We start from the raw sequence: 15014 nt of genomic DNA on the forward strand, positions 1-15014 counted from the left end.
AATTTACGTCAATAGTCGGGAAAAATATTACCCGAAGTATGAGTGGAAAGGGAAATTGCTATGATAATGCTGTAGCGGAGAGTTTTTTCAAAACTCTGAAAACCGAACTTGTCTATCAAAATAAATATGAAACTAGAGACCACGCCAAAAACTCTGTGTTTGAATATATAGAAACATTTTACAACACCCAGAGAAGGCATTCAGCTTTAGGAAATTTAACCATAAGAGAGTATCAAAATTTAATGTCTAATCAATCTAAAAATGTAGCATAAAGAGTATATAAATTTTGTCTCAAAAATAGTTGCAAGTTCACTAACAGGTTTATATAAATCCCTAACCACATAGATGAAAAAAAATACACTTATAAAACAACACGATATCAAAGATTGTGGTGCAGCCTGTCTTGCGTCTGTATCTGCCCATTACGGATTACAAATGCCTATTGCTAAAATCAGGCAAATCTGCCATACTGATACCAGGGGAACCAATGTTTTAGGCTTAATTCAGGGATTGGAACAAATGGGATTCAATGCAAAAGGTGTAAAAGGAGGAGCTGATGCTCTACCGGATTTACCATTGCCCGCAATCGCTCATATTATTGTTAACGGACAAATGCATCATTATGTTGTAATTTATAAGGTAACAAAGGATAAAATCACGGTGATGGATCCGGCCCGTGGTAAACTGGAAGAATATACTCTGGAAAATTTTTCAAAAATGTGGACCGGCGTGCTTATTCTTTTAGAGCCCATTGAATATTTTGAGCAGCGAGATGAAAAGACAAGCCTTTACAAAAGATTCTGGAGTCTGGTGCAGCCGCATAAAAGTGTTTTGATCCAGGCTTTACTTGGAGCTCTGGTCTATACCGTTTTAGGATTATCCACCTCTATTTATATTGAAAAAATTACAGATTATGTGTTAATTGATGGAAACAAACGACTTTTAAACCTGCTTTCGGTAGGAATGATTGTTATACTCTTGTTTCAGATTTTTATTGGAGCCATGAAAAGTGTTTTGGTATTACAAACCGGCCAGAAAATGGATAAGCACCTTATTCTCGGTTATTATAAACATTTGTTAAAGCTACCTCAACGATTTTTCGATACCATGAAAGTTGGGGAAATTATTTCAAGAGTGAATGATGCCGTCAAAATAAGAACGTTTATCAATGATGTCTCCATACAGATTTTCGTCAATATATTCATTATTATTTTTTCATTTGCCTTAATGTTTACCTACTATTGGAAACTGGCATTAATAACAGCACTGGTAATTCCTTTTTACTTTTTAGTGTATTGGATTACCAATAAGCTAAATAAAAAATCCGAAAGAAAATTAATGGAAGAAAGCGCTGATCTGGAATCTCATTTAGTGGAATCTATTACTTCGGTAAAAACCATCAAGCAGTTCGGTGTAGAAACTTTTGCAAATAACAAAACAGACAATGCCTTTTCAAAACTTCTGAAAACGATTTATATTTCTGTAATGAATGCTTTATTCTCAGGCAATTCATCAGAGTTTTTATCAAGAATTTTTACCATAGTCTTACTTTGGGCCGGCTCCGGATATGTTATTGACAGGGTAATTACTCCCGGAGAGCTTCTTTCTTTCTATGCATTGATAGGATATTTTACCAGTCCTGTTTCCCAGCTGATAGGGATGAACAAAACCATTCAGAACGCATTGATTGCCGCCGACCGTCTTTTCGAAATAATGGATCTTGACAGAGAAGAAAATACAGAAAAGCTTGATCTTACCAAGGAAAATATTGGAGATATACAATTTAAGGATGTAAGCTTCAGCTATGGCAGCAGGACGGAAGTATTTAACAATTTCAACTGCGTTATAAAAAAAGGAGAAACCACAGCTGTGATTGGAGAAAGCGGCAGCGGCAAAACTACCCTGGCCTCATTAATCCAGAATTTATATCCATTGAAAACAGGTAAAATACTTATCGGGGATTATGACATTAATTATATTTCCAATTATTCTCTAAGAAACCTGATTTCCGTAGTTCCGCAACAGATAGATCTTTTTTCCGGAAATGTGATTGAAAATATTGCGTTGGGAGAAGAATTTCCCGACATACAGAGGATTTTAAATATTACTAAAAATCTTGGTATCCTGAGCTTTGTAGAAAAACTGCCAAATGGTTTTCAAACCTATTTGGGTGAAAACGGAGCATTACTTTCGGGCGGGCAGAAACAACGGATTGCCATTGCAAGGGCTTTATATAAAAATCCTGAAATATTGATTTTGGATGAAGCCACTTCCTCTTTGGATACAGAATCTGAAATGGTGATACAAAATACGCTGCAGGAATTCAGGAGCCAGGGTAAAACTATGATTGTTATTGCCCATCGTTTAAGCACAATTGCCGGTGCAGATACTATTCTGGTTATGAAAGACGGGCAGATAATGGAACAAGGTAACCACAAAGATCTGCTTAGTAAAGATTCCGTCTATAAATCCATGTGGCAAAAACAAAACACAAGTCTAACGTAATACCATATAATGATGATCGATCTTATGCTAACCCTACTTTTATTTGTAATAAAAATTATATCGGGTACAAATTGAATTCCTGAGAAAATATACAAAATCCCCGGAACACTCCGAGGATGAAAACTAATAACCGAGAATCACTTTATAAAGTGTAATGCAAATATATCGTGTATACGATGAACACAATATGATTACAATCTCTTTTGATCATTTAAATTAAATCACATGATAATATAACTTTCCGTACCAAACCCATTAGTAGATCTTTTATAATATTACATGATAATAAATCACATAAACATGATAAATATTATGGTTTTTATAATTGAAATAAAATGACTGATTAATATCTTTGCATAAACTAATTCAATGACATTTAACGAGGCTGTAAGGGAGAAAAAGAACATTCTGAAAAACTCCAGCGAACTTACAAAAACAATGTATGATTACATTATTATCCCGGCAATAGAAGCTGAGGCAGAGAAATACATGAGCGAATTCCGCAAATCTCCATCTACTTTTATAGACGAGAGCTGCAAAACTTACAGCAGCGATTCCCAATTCAAAGTTTTCTTATTTCCAAAAGACAAATATTAATTTTCAAGTATTAAAGCTTTTTAATAAAAATATAAAAGCCCTCCAAATAGTAAAGGGCAATTACATTTAAAAACTAACGAGACTGATATATTCAATTTATGGGGAAAGAAGTATAACTTCTAATATATTTTGATTTTACACTAAGTTAATTCTTTGCTATATGATTAATTTATGATTAAAGTCATAATAGAACTATTTCTATACCCCGATTCAAAACATTAAAAAAACTACATTTTTATTCAATAAAAAAGTCCCCGTAATACTACGGGGACTAAAAACTAATAACCATGAAAACTCAAATTAAACATGAGTGACTGCAAATGTAAGAAATGTCTTTCACGTGTGGGTCTATTTGCAAGATTAATTTCATCAATTAACAAAACTTTATCATTCTTTAAAATAATTTTAAAGGAGCATTTTAAACGACGGTACTTATGCTTTAATTTATGATAAGCTATAACTAATTAACTTTGTTAAAGAATAATAAATAAAAATAAGCTCCCATTTCTGAGAGCTTATTAGTTTATAGATTACCAATTATTATTCTTTGATAAACTTCTTTTGGGCAGTTCCCTGCGCGTCATCAATGTCAATCACATAAACACCATTAGTTAATGTATGTACATCAATCTTATTGTTTAGGATGATTCCCGAAGATATAATTTGTCCGGCAGCATTATAGATCTTATAGTTAGCTCTTTTACTAACGTTTTTCACGTTTAATACTGATTTTACCGGGTTAGGATAGATTAGAATCTCTGTCTGGTTAAGTGCATTAGGCACAATAGGCTTAGTGATTCTCACCGTATAATCTTCTACTTCTCCATCCGGGAAGCTTGTACAGTTTACCGGAATTGCACCTTTTTGCAGAGCAACTCTCATCACAACATATTTATAATCTGTCATGCTGATGAATGCGTCTGAAGGTACTGTAAATGTTCCGGTTGCTGTATCATTATTATTTGGCCCTGAAACCAATACTCTTTCATTGATATCAAAATATCCGTTTCTATTGAAGTCAATCCATACAGCTACCCCTGCATCTGCACCACCTGATAATTTTTTCTCGATCGTGATCTGGTTGTTTGATGAACCCTGGATCAGCTCAATAAATTTATTGGTAACACCTGTATAATCTGTATAGTTCGATGCCTGAGACTGATTTTCCATTACCGGTTTTCCGTTTGGAGTTACAGTTACTTTTGAAATATAATCAGAAGATGACATTGTAGATTCCATATCACAATATACAATCGTAGGTGTAGTAAAGATGTAAGGTTGAGTATAAGTACCCGGAGTACCGCTACAAATGTTTACCACCTGCATTTCATACTGAGTTGTTTCAATTAAACCTGTAAGAGTAACCGTATTTGTAGCAGAAGGAACATTTGTCCAGCTCGAAATACCTACTTTTCTATATCTAAGGATATATGTTGCTCCCGGGAAAGGATCCCAAGTTACCTCTGCAGTTGTAGTAGTAAGGTTGGTGATGGTAAGTCCAGGAGGCGCAATTTCACAAGTTCTTTCTGTTGTAAACACCTTAGGATTAGACCATGGATTCAATGTAGTTTCACCGTTACACTTGTTAGCTACCTGAACCTCATATGTTGTATAAACGCTTAAACCTGGTATTACATACGTATTCGCAGGCGCTGCTGGCAGAGCAATGTTTGCACTCCATCCGGCATTTCCGCTTCCTACTATTCTGTATCTCATATAATAACTGGAGCTTGCAGCAAGCGGTGCCCAGGTGATCATTGCAGAAGTAGGAGTAATATTACTGATGGTAACGTTCGGAGGTGTAGGATCACATTTTGTAGTAAATACTACTGGTGTAGCAGTACCCTCGGTAGTATTACAAACAGCAACTACCATCACTTCGTAAGCTGTTGCCGGGTCTAAACCAGTTGTAATATTATAGTTGGTTGCAGGCGGCGCTATCACTGCAGATGAATTTGGCCATCCTGTAGTTCCTTGTTTTCTCCAATATACTTTATAGCCTAGGTTATCAGGAGAAGGAGTCCAGTTTACTGTTGCAGAGTTATACGTTACTGCAGTTGTAGTTACATTGGTAGGTGCCGTTGTAGAACAAGGTCTGATGATAAACGTAAAGTCTACATAATTTCCATAAGGTGCCGGTCCGCAAGGATTTATCTGACCACTGTATGATGTTGCAAATCTCGCTCTGTACGAACCTGAAGGATGACCAACCGTGTTAATTGTTGTTGTTGCATTAGTAGCATAGTTAGTTGTAGCCAAAACAGTTTCTCCCGGAGTATTAAACACCATATCATTATTCCAGTCTATCCATAAGTAATAATAATATGTACTTGTTCCGGCGTTCATACTAACGTTTACAGTAGTTCCCGGCAATGCAGAGAATGTTGTAGCAGGGCTATTTACATAGGCACTATATGAAGTAGCTGTATAATTTAAATTTGTAAATCCGTTTGTAGTAGTAATCGTCTTCAAATAATTATTTGTAGAAGATGAACCTCCCGTAGGAGCACAATAATTGGTGTATACCGTAAGCGGCCCAGACCAATAACTGATATCAGAACCGCTACATTTTGCTCTTACCCAAATATAATATGTTGTACTTGGAGTTAATCCTCCGATCAGCTGGCTCGGTCCTGCAACTCCAGTGTATTGAGGAGTAGTTCCTGCGTTAGGAGCTGTACCTGTAGTGTTATAATAAACATCATAACCTCCTGCCGGAGCCGGAGTTGGTACTGTCCACTGTATTGTAGTACTGGTTGTTGTTGTGTTTAATGTTGTTAAGCCTGTTGGAGGCAGACAAGTTGGGGGTGCCACTACAGACAATGTAAAATCTACATAATTTCCATAGTTTGCTGGTCCACAAGCTGTAATAGCTCCGCTATAAGAAGTAGCTGTACGAACTTTATAGTTTCCTAAAGCTTGCCCTGCCGGTATTGCAATTGTTGCAGTTCCCGTTGATGCATAAGAAGTTGTAGCTAAAATAGTTTCACCCGGATCATTAAAATCAAGGTCGTTATTCCAGTCAACCCATACATAATAATAGTATGTGCTTCCACCTGCTGCTGCAAGGTTTGTAACTACACTAAATCCTGGAGAGCTCATTACCACTGCAGGCGAATTTACATAGGCCTGATATGAAGAAGCTGTGTAAGCAACATTCGTCCAACCTCCTGTAGTTGTAACATTATTCAGATAATAATTTGTAGAATATGCCCCTCCTGTAGGAAGACAGTGGCCTGTGTAAACAGTAAGTGGCCCTATTAATGCACTCTGATCAGTCGGGCTGCATTTTGCCCTAATCCAAACATAATAAGTTGTACTTGGAGATAATCCCGGAATAACGTAGCTGGTGCTTGTTGACGGAATCCCTGTAACTTGAGGCGTTGCAGGAGGCGTTGTTGTAGTACTGTAATAGATTTCGTATCCATTAGCCGGAGGCGTAGCAGGTGCAGTCCAGCTTACGGAAGCACTTGTAGTAGTCATCCCCGTAGAAACAAAACCGGACGGGCCAAAGCAAGACGGCGGAGTCCATGTATAGGTAAGACCACTCGTTGGCATTCCCGGAGTAGCTGTTGTATTAAACGACTGCGAATTATTATTAGCCGTTCCTTGTGTAGAACTTGTATATAATGTAGATGTTGAATTATTTCTATTATTATAATCAGCATTAGTAGCACCTCTCAATCCCACTTGTACAGTACTGCTTATAGAACTTGATCCTGCCAGATAAGAACCATTTTTGTATACTACCGCAATAGTATTGGTTGTTTCCCTAAGTCTTATCTGAAAAGACATTGTATAAACATTAGTAGTAGACGTTGTATAAGTAGGTCTGAAATCTGACCACTGTATTACGATCTCTCTATTTGGAGCCGTTCCTTCAACACCCCAGCTGATATTACCCGTTACAGAAGCAATATTAAAAACAGTGTTAAGGTCTTTTCCCCATGCAGATATTGCCCCTGCATATGTTTCTGTACTGGAAATCGGGCTGTAAGTAGCAGCTCCCGGCGCCGTCGCTCCAAAAGTAATAAACCCATTGGTAGAAACATTGATAGAAGTATAATTACTCCCATTAAATGAAAATCCGAAAGGAAGAGTTACCGGATAAACAGCATTATCTAGTGATGTAGCACTCGTATTCCCTGTTGCAGTTGCCAATACCGTCGGAGTACCGGATAAAGGCGTGTAAGTTCCCGTAGACTGCGCAAAACTGTAACCACTGATCTGTGCATTAACAGCGTATGAAAGCGCCAGGAAAAAAAATAGTAAAATTTTCTTCATTTTAGTAAATATTAGATTCTCTAATAGTAAGAAAGTTATAAATTTTAATTAAGGAATTATCTTTTGACTGTAGTATATACAAAAGATTATAGTTGCCGCCAAAGCGACAAAGAGTAAAAAGATTCACCATAGGCTGTCATTTAATATTAATCATTGCAAATCTAATTCGTTTTTTAATAATATATAGTATAAATACTATAATTTTTACAGAAATTTTAATAATATTTAATGTAAAATTTATTGATACATCTTTACAGACGTATTTAAAACAAACGTTTAGTACTATATTTTATTATCTCTTTCAGTACTTAATTATAAAAAGATTTATTAAATATGTAATTGAGATTAAAAAATTACCAAAGAATCTCTATAATGGTTTTTAAAGCTAATTTTGAAAAATCCGATTATTTCCAAAAAAAAGGCCTCCTAGAAAAATAGGAGACCCCAAAACACAAATGATGAAAAAAAATTTTTTATATCGGAATCAATTAATTTAATTCTATTGTAAAATTAAACTTTTAGCAGCCAAATGTTTATGAGCCCAGTCATAATCAATCTTTTTAATTAAATTAAATTGCAGTTCATAACATGGTGAACTAAATAACAACAATGTTATAATAAAAGCAATTTATTAATTTGTAATTAATAACATAATTTAATTATTTAATTTATCTATACCCTAATATTCATTTATCTATAAATGTTTAATAAATTATGAAATAAAAATTTTAATTTTGTACAACACTTCTAATAATGGTGAGTGATCACCTTCTACATTTCACTTTACAGATATTAATTTTTGTTTACGAACAATGAAAAAGTTTTTTCAAACTTTTTTGGAACAAACAAAAAAAATACACAAAACACTGGAACAAAACAATTTGAACTATTAAGGAATTAATATCAAATATTAATGTTTAAAATTTTAATCATTTAGAAATAATTAAATGATTAAAAACATACATTATTTAAAATAAATTAAATAAATTTGTTATAACCATTAAATCCACAGAAAGTGAATAACACAAGTATATTAATAGCGAATTATAACAATGGTAAATACTTTCAAGATTGTTATGAGTCGATTATCTCACAAACCGATGACAATTGGGAGGTAATCATTGTAGATGACTGTTCCACAGACAATTCTGTAGAAATTATTAAAAGCCTGATTTCAACTGATGAGCGTTTTAAATTCTTTGAAAACGAAGTAAACCAAGGCTGCGGATATACAAAAAGAAAATGCCTGGAGCTTGCCAGTGGAGATTTTTGCGCATTTTTAGATCCGGATGATGCCCTTGTATCACATTCATTGGAACGCTGCATCCAAGAATTTGAAAAGAATGACAGAATAATCGCCGTTTACTCTCAGCTGGTATTTTGTGATGGAGAACTTAATTCTAATGAAGTTTTCTCAAAAATCAAACAAATAAGCAACAGTAAATATTTCTTCAATACTCCAATACAGCTTTCTGCATTTTTCATGTTTAAAAGGGAGGCTTACCTTCAAACCGAAGGCATAGATCCGAGCCTTAAAAATGCAGTAGATCAGGATTTATACTTAAAGCTTCTTGAAATCGGAGATGCAAAATTCATTGAAGAAGTTCTGTATAAATACAGGCTTCATTCTAACGGGATTTCTCAGCAACGCTCGAAGCAAAGCGCCAAGGAATCTTTTGCAAAAGTAATTCATAAAGCTATGAAGAGACGGGGCCTGCAAAAGATTCAAAACAAAGATGTTCCTGCAGAATACACCAATTATAAGGAAATCTATGATCTTCTGGACTACCAGACAAAAATTCCTTACCGCCTGATGAATAAAATAAAAACAACACTTAATATTTACTAAAAGTTATAAAAGAAAACTCCTCAATTCCGAGGAGTTTTTTTTAAAGGGTATATGGGGCTAAAAAAAGTGTCATATTTATCTTGCAGAATCAGCTCTGGAACCTGTAGCATTATTAGCAGTACCAGTAGTTCCTGGTTGGTTTGTTGTGGTCTGGTTCGTTCTGTTTCCCTGATTCATTGCGCTGTCTCTCACACTTGCCGTAGTATCCATTGGTGTTGCGGTACTTGTGCTCATGGTGTCCGCAGACATCGTATCTGCTGAAATAGAATCATTCATTGAGTTTTCACTTTGTGTTTCCTTTTTCTTACAGCTTACTGCAAAAAGGCTTACTCCTAGCATTAATAGCATTACTTTTTTCATATGAATATATTTTAATGATGTAAATTAATTTATATCAAAAATATGGCGTAAAAATTTCGCATCATATGAGTGGAGTCATAAAGAATAACTTTTTTGCATAAAAAAGCCCCCTTTTCAGGAGGCCGTAAAACACAAATGATGAAAAAAATCTATTCAGAGTGTTCTGAACAGAACTCTTACATAGCTTTTAAAAGCTATTTTATTTTCTTTTTACAATAATTTTTCCAGTGGGTAAAATCATTATAATATAAAAAGCCGGATCTATAACTTCTCTTTTCGAGAATTTGACAGAGCCCAAAGATAGCAAGCATTAATGAAATAAACAAAATAGTTAGCATTAAAATGAAAGAAAAGTCAAAATTTTCCATAATATAGTCTTTAGTTTTTTTAAAATTCTAGATAAATATTTAACTCTTTACGAAGTGAATATAATCATTTTAACGAAATATATTCATCATAATAATTAATTCAATGAATTTAAAACCATATTATAAAATGCAAAAAAAATTTCCTATTCATCCCAAACAATAGGAATATAAACTGTAATATATCCATCAGCATCCACCTGGGCATCAGAAACTACTCCGGTTACGGAACCATATCCTACCCAGCCACCCTGGCCCTGCATTGCAGTGAAAGTATAAGTTCCTGAAGGAATACCTTCATAATATTTCGGTAATGACTGAAAACCTCCGCCGGCATAAGTTTCAAATGATTCTCCGGTAGTGATGTTAGTTGCAACGAAGCTGCCCACATCATAGCTTCCGGAAAGCATCTTTGTTCCGTTTTGAGACAAAAGTCCATATCGCACTTTATAGGTTTTCTCTTTAGAAACCTGTCTTAAATTCATCTTGTCTTGCTGTACATCAACATTCATATACTGGTCATCTGACACGCAAGAGTTAAAAATGCTTAGCAGCCCGGCACAAAGCAGGCTTTTAAATAATATACTTTTCATAGTAATGTAATTTGGTAAATCAAAATTAATCATTTCATATTAATTCAAGAATAAGAGAGTTTTAACTTAAAATTACAATCAGACAAAAATTTATAATGAAATATAAAAATTAAAAGATCATATTTAATTTAAGATTCTCAACAGTATCACCGGAAAATGTTTTTTTTACTTTTCAATTTCATTGATAACGAAAATTACCAATGAAAGCAAAGAAAAATATTGCTGTTTTTCACTAAGCTTTTTTAAGAAAATTATTCAATTTATAATTATTCAAGATAAAAATTATTATAATTCAAAAACGGCAATCATATTGAACGTTTTATAGTCATAATATAGTTTGAATAATATTTTTAAGACATTTTCTCATTTTTTAACATTACTTAACTAAAGCTTGGCTTCATAATTGAAAATAATAATTTAATCATAGTCAGCTTGACTTTTGACATACCCTATAAAATTTGAATTATGAAAAGTATAGTGTTAACAGGTTTATTGTCAGTTTTCTTACTGACAGCCTGTAAAAAAGATGATCAGGTAGCGGAAAAGTCTTTGGAACAACAAAAAATGGAGTTCCAGATGAGACAGCTTGAAATTGAAAAGCAAAAATTAGCCATTGAAAAAGAAAAAATAGCTTATGAAGCTCAGAAAAAGGCTGACAGTATTGCAGAAGTTCAAAAAGCTAAAACTGCAGCTGCTGCAAACAATCCGAGACCACAAGTGATCAGAGAAACTCACACTGTATACAGAGACCGACCTAGCCAAAGCTCAAACAACGGTTCTTACGCAGATAACGGAAGCAGCGCTTCTCAGGGAACCACCCAGAAACAAGGGATGAGTAAAGCCGCAAAAGGTACTATTATAGGTACGGTAGGTGGTGCTGCTGCAGGAGCAATTATTGCGAAGAAAAACAGAGGACTTGGCGCCGTGATTGGCGGTGTAGTAGGTGGTGCAACCGGATATACCATTGGTAGAGCCGGTGACAGAAAAGACGGTAGAGTACAGCCAAGATAATTATTATTTTCACGATAACATAGAAAAGATTGCTTATTTTTAGGCAATCTTTTTTTATGATTTTATTGCTCCTTTCCACATTATTGCTGCTTCCGGCTCTCATGGGCCTGGGAAAAACAGTGAGCTTTTTTGGAAAACACCTGGAGGGAATTTCAGGAAAAATAATCTCCGGGATTCTCGGGGTAAGTCTGGCATGGGCAATCATCTCTTTTTTTATTCCTTTAAATATATATATAGAACTCACGACTCTTACGTTGGGATTTCTATTCTTTTTCAAAGAAAAACTATATTTGGATTTTTACACGTTTACAAAAAATGAATATTTATTATTAGCGGCCGGTTCATTAATAATTTTATTCTGCGGTTCCTTCTATCCTTATATATTAGACCATTTTGGATATTATGTCCCAACCATAAAATGGCTCACAGAATTTGGTTTAATTAAAGGGATTTCAAATCTGGATTTTACTTTAGGTCAAATGTCTCTGTGGCATATTTTCCAGGCGGGGTTTTCCAATTTTTCTGATCCTTTTTTGAGAATTAACTCTATTATATTGATTGTTTACATTCTGTATATTATCGAAAATAAGGTTTGGATTCATCTATGCTTCATCCCTGTTTTACTGTTATTTTCACAATCTCCAAGTCCGGATTTGCCGGTAATTACTTTTTCATTAATTATTTTAAAAGAAATTTTAAAAGAAAATAAAAACACGACTTTTTTATTTGCTTTTTCAGTTTTCGTTTTTGCTATAAAACCAACAATGATCTGGCTTCCGGTTTTGAGTTTCCTCTACTCTGTTTTGATTATTAAATCAAATGTGAAAAAACTAATGCCTGGAATTTTAATTATTTTACTGTTTTGTATTAAAAATATTTACACGTTCGGTTATCCTGTTTTTCCTGTTGCAATCGGCGATGTTGGAGTAACGTGGAAGCCAAATCCTGAAGTTTTGAAGATTTCTTCGCAGTATGCAATACAGAAAACCTACGATATGCAGTATTCGTATAGGGAAATTCAGGCATTTTCTTTCTTTGATTATATTAAAAACTGGCTTTTCCTTAACGGAATTAAATCAAAAATCAATATTCTTTTTATTATAAGCCTACTGATTTTCATCATTTTTACTTGTGTTAAAAGAAATAAAGTTATCAGCTTAATTTGTTTTTCAGTTGTAATCAAAAGCATCTTAGTTCTTTTATTCTCTGCGCAGTACAGGTTTTTCATCGACGTTTTTTTTGTAATATTTTTTGTGATTTTTATTAATTATTTTAATCAAAAAAAATCCTTTGCGGTATTTTATTTTTTAAGTATAATTTTCATTGGAACACTTACTTTTCCGAATGTTCTTCAGACTTACTTGCCAAGTTTTAAGTTGGGAAATTTTATGGGGAAATTTGAAGTAAAACAGCTGTACAGGCCTTCAACTTATGATTATGGCCGTTTTAATTCTTATCAGGTTGGGAATTTAAAATTTAATATCTCAGAAAAATATCCTTATAATTTTGACACTCCACTTCCTGCAATTTCAGAGGGCTACTTTTTTGATGATGCAAAAGCGGGGATATTTCCGCAATTAATTAATGAAAAAAACATCCGACAAGGTTTTCACTGGAAAAAATCAGATATAAAAGAGAAAAAACAAGTCGAATACATCATGCATTATATCAACAATTCGTATAAACAGAAGTAATTTCGCGGCCTCATAATCTGAAGAAAAAGCCGTAAATTTGTATCATGTTAAATACTCTAGGTAATCTTCTCAGTCTTACAACATTTGGAGAGAGTCACGGCCTTGCTTACGGTGGAATCATCAATAATTTTCCGGCAGGATTAGCGGTTGATCTTGATAAAATTCAATACGAATTGGATCGTAGAAAACCCGGACAGTCCGCCATCGTTACCCAAAGAAAAGAAAGTGATACAGTGAAATTTCTGTCAGGAATTTTTGACGGAAAAACCACAGGAACTCCCATTGGTTTTATTATCGAAAACGAAAATCAGAAATCAAAAGATTATGATCACATCGCCAATTCTTATCGTCCGAGTCATGCAGACTATACGTACGATCAGAAATATGGTTTGAGGGATTATCGCGGCGGAGGAAAATCTTCGGCCAGAGAAACAATAAACTGGGTAGTTGCAGGAGCTTTGGCCAAACAATTACTTTCAGATATTGAGATCAATGCATACGTTTCTTCCGTAGGCGAAATTTTCTGTGAAAAACCCTATCAGGCTTTGGATTTTTCTAAAACGGAAAGCAATGAAGTTCGTTGTCCTGATGCGGAAACAGCAGAAAAAATGATCGAAAGAATCAAAGAAATTAAAAAAGAAGGCAATACCATCGGAGGAACGATTACCTGTGTGATCAAAAATGTTCCTGTAGGTATCGGTGAGCCTGTTTTCTCAAAACTTCAGGCAGAATTGGGAAAAGCAATGTTAAATATCAACGCAGCAAAAGGTTTTGAATATGGAAGCGGTTTTTGCGGTGCAAAAATGACAGGAAAAGAACATAATGATCTTTTCAACGAAGATTTTACTACAAAATCCAATCTTTCAGGTGGAATTCAGGGTGGAATTTCGAATGGAATGGATATCTATTTCCGTGTGGCCTTCAAACCTGTAGCTACTATTTTACGACCCCAGGACAGCGTTGACAAGGATGGAAATCCTGTAATTGTGGAAGGAAAAGGCCGCCATGATCCGTGTGTTCTTCCAAGAGCTGTTCCAGTAGTGGAAAGCTTAGCAGCTTTTGTGCTTGCAGATTTATTTTTGATTAATAAAACAAGAAATATCAACAATTTTTAAACATATTGTAGTAATGAAAAATTACTGGGAAAAGAGCATCTCTTTTGAAGAGTATCTCGAAATCGGAAAACAAAGATTAGCCATTCCTGTAAGCCAGCAGGATATCGACTATAAACATTATTATGAACTGGGACTTCAGAGAATTGACAGGACTTTAAAAAAATATGTTCCGGATGAAGCCCAGCTAAAAGAATTGGAATCTAAAAACTTTGACGGAAAAATTTTAATTATTTCCGAAGTCTGGTGTGGAGACGCAAGCTCCACAGTTCCGGCATTGGTAAAGTTCTTTGAAGGAAAAAATGAAGTTAAAATTTTCCTTCGAGACAGTGATAAAAGTTTAATTAATCAATTTTTGACCAACGGAACAGAATCCATCCCGAAAGTTATTATCCTTGATAAAAATTTTAACGTAAAAAATTCTTGGGGACCACGCCCGAAATACGGTAAAGAATTGCTAATGAAATACAAAGCAGACCCCGAAACATATACAAAAGATATGTTTTATAACGACCTGCAGATTTATTATGCTAAAAACAGAGGGAAAGATGCTGTTGAGGAAATTTTGGAATTGTTGTAATTTTTATCGTTAATTTTACGGGTTCGGTTTATCATTCCGTAGGAATCTACGCTGAGTGAATAAG

General features: G+C 34.5%; 11 protein-coding genes. 8 read left to right on the plus strand and 3 right to left on the minus strand.

Features of this window, described 5'->3' with window-relative positions; genetic code table 11:
* The 3 genes from H560_RS0115860 to H560_RS0115870 all read left to right on the plus strand — a co-directional run.
* On the plus strand, positions 1-272 hold a 272-nt coding region (locus H560_RS0115860), incomplete at its 5' end, for an IS3 family transposase (protein WP_034753070.1).
* A gap of 73 nt (positions 273-345) precedes the next feature.
* A complete protein-coding gene (locus tag H560_RS0115865) occupies positions 346-2505 on the plus strand; it encodes a peptidase domain-containing ABC transporter (protein ID WP_027380935.1) in 2160 nt (719 codons plus the stop codon).
* Between the two features lie 369 nt (positions 2506-2874).
* Positions 2875-3102, plus strand: a complete 228-nt coding sequence (locus H560_RS0115870; RefSeq protein ID WP_027380936.1) for a hypothetical protein — start codon at positions 2875-2877, stop codon at positions 3100-3102.
* Positions 3103-3642: 540 nt separating this feature from the next.
* Here the strand turns inward: H560_RS0115870 and H560_RS22525 are convergent.
* Entirely contained in the window at positions 3643-7386 is a 3744-nt protein-coding gene (locus tag H560_RS22525) for a fibronectin type III domain-containing protein (protein ID WP_027380937.1), read from the minus strand.
* A gap of 1015 nt (positions 7387-8401) precedes the next feature.
* Between H560_RS22525 and H560_RS0115880 the strand changes: the two genes are divergently transcribed.
* On the plus strand, positions 8402-9235 hold the full coding sequence (locus H560_RS0115880) for a glycosyltransferase family 2 protein (protein WP_027380938.1): 834 nt from the start codon (positions 8402-8404) through the stop codon (positions 9233-9235).
* A gap of 75 nt (positions 9236-9310) precedes the next feature.
* Here the strand turns inward: H560_RS0115880 and H560_RS0115885 are convergent, their stop codons facing one another.
* Both H560_RS0115885 and H560_RS0115890 read right to left on the minus strand, forming a co-directional pair.
* The gene (locus H560_RS0115885; protein ID WP_027380939.1) at positions 9311-9595 is read right to left on the minus strand and encodes a hypothetical protein; all 285 of its coding nucleotides are present in this window, start codon (positions 9593-9595) and stop codon (positions 9311-9313) included.
* A 511-nt stretch (positions 9596-10106) separates the two neighbouring features.
* Positions 10107-10553: a hypothetical protein gene (locus H560_RS0115890; protein WP_027380940.1), complete on the minus strand. Its 447-nt coding sequence runs from the start codon at positions 10551-10553 to the stop codon at positions 10107-10109.
* 465 nt (positions 10554-11018) lie between these two features.
* On the opposite strand from H560_RS0115890, the gene H560_RS0115895 reads away from it, so the two are divergent.
* The 4 genes from H560_RS0115895 to H560_RS0115910 are packed head-to-tail and all read left to right on the plus strand — an operon-like array spanning position 11019 to position 14950.
* Positions 11019-11564 (plus strand): YMGG-like glycine zipper-containing protein, encoded by a 546-nt coding sequence (locus H560_RS0115895; RefSeq protein ID WP_027380941.1) that lies wholly within the window; start codon positions 11019-11021, stop codon positions 11562-11564.
* A 56-nt stretch (positions 11565-11620) separates the two neighbouring features.
* The gene (locus tag H560_RS0115900; RefSeq protein WP_027380942.1) at positions 11621-13258 is read left to right on the plus strand and encodes an LIC_10190 family membrane protein; all 1638 of its coding nucleotides are present in this window, start codon (positions 11621-11623) and stop codon (positions 13256-13258) included.
* Positions 13259-13302: 44 nt separating this feature from the next.
* On the plus strand, positions 13303-14373 hold the full coding sequence (aroC, locus tag H560_RS0115905; RefSeq protein WP_027380943.1) for a chorismate synthase: 1071 nt from the start codon (positions 13303-13305) through the stop codon (positions 14371-14373).
* A 13-nt stretch (positions 14374-14386) separates the two neighbouring features.
* Positions 14387-14950, plus strand: coding sequence for a thioredoxin family protein (locus H560_RS0115910; protein ID WP_027380944.1), 564 nt, complete (start codon positions 14387-14389; stop codon positions 14948-14950).
* The last annotated feature ends 64 nt before the right edge of the window (positions 14951-15014 follow it).

This window comes from Chryseobacterium daeguense DSM 19388 (assembly GCF_000430825.1).
Classification (GTDB): Bacteria; Bacteroidota; Bacteroidia; order Flavobacteriales; family Weeksellaceae; genus Chryseobacterium; species Chryseobacterium daeguense.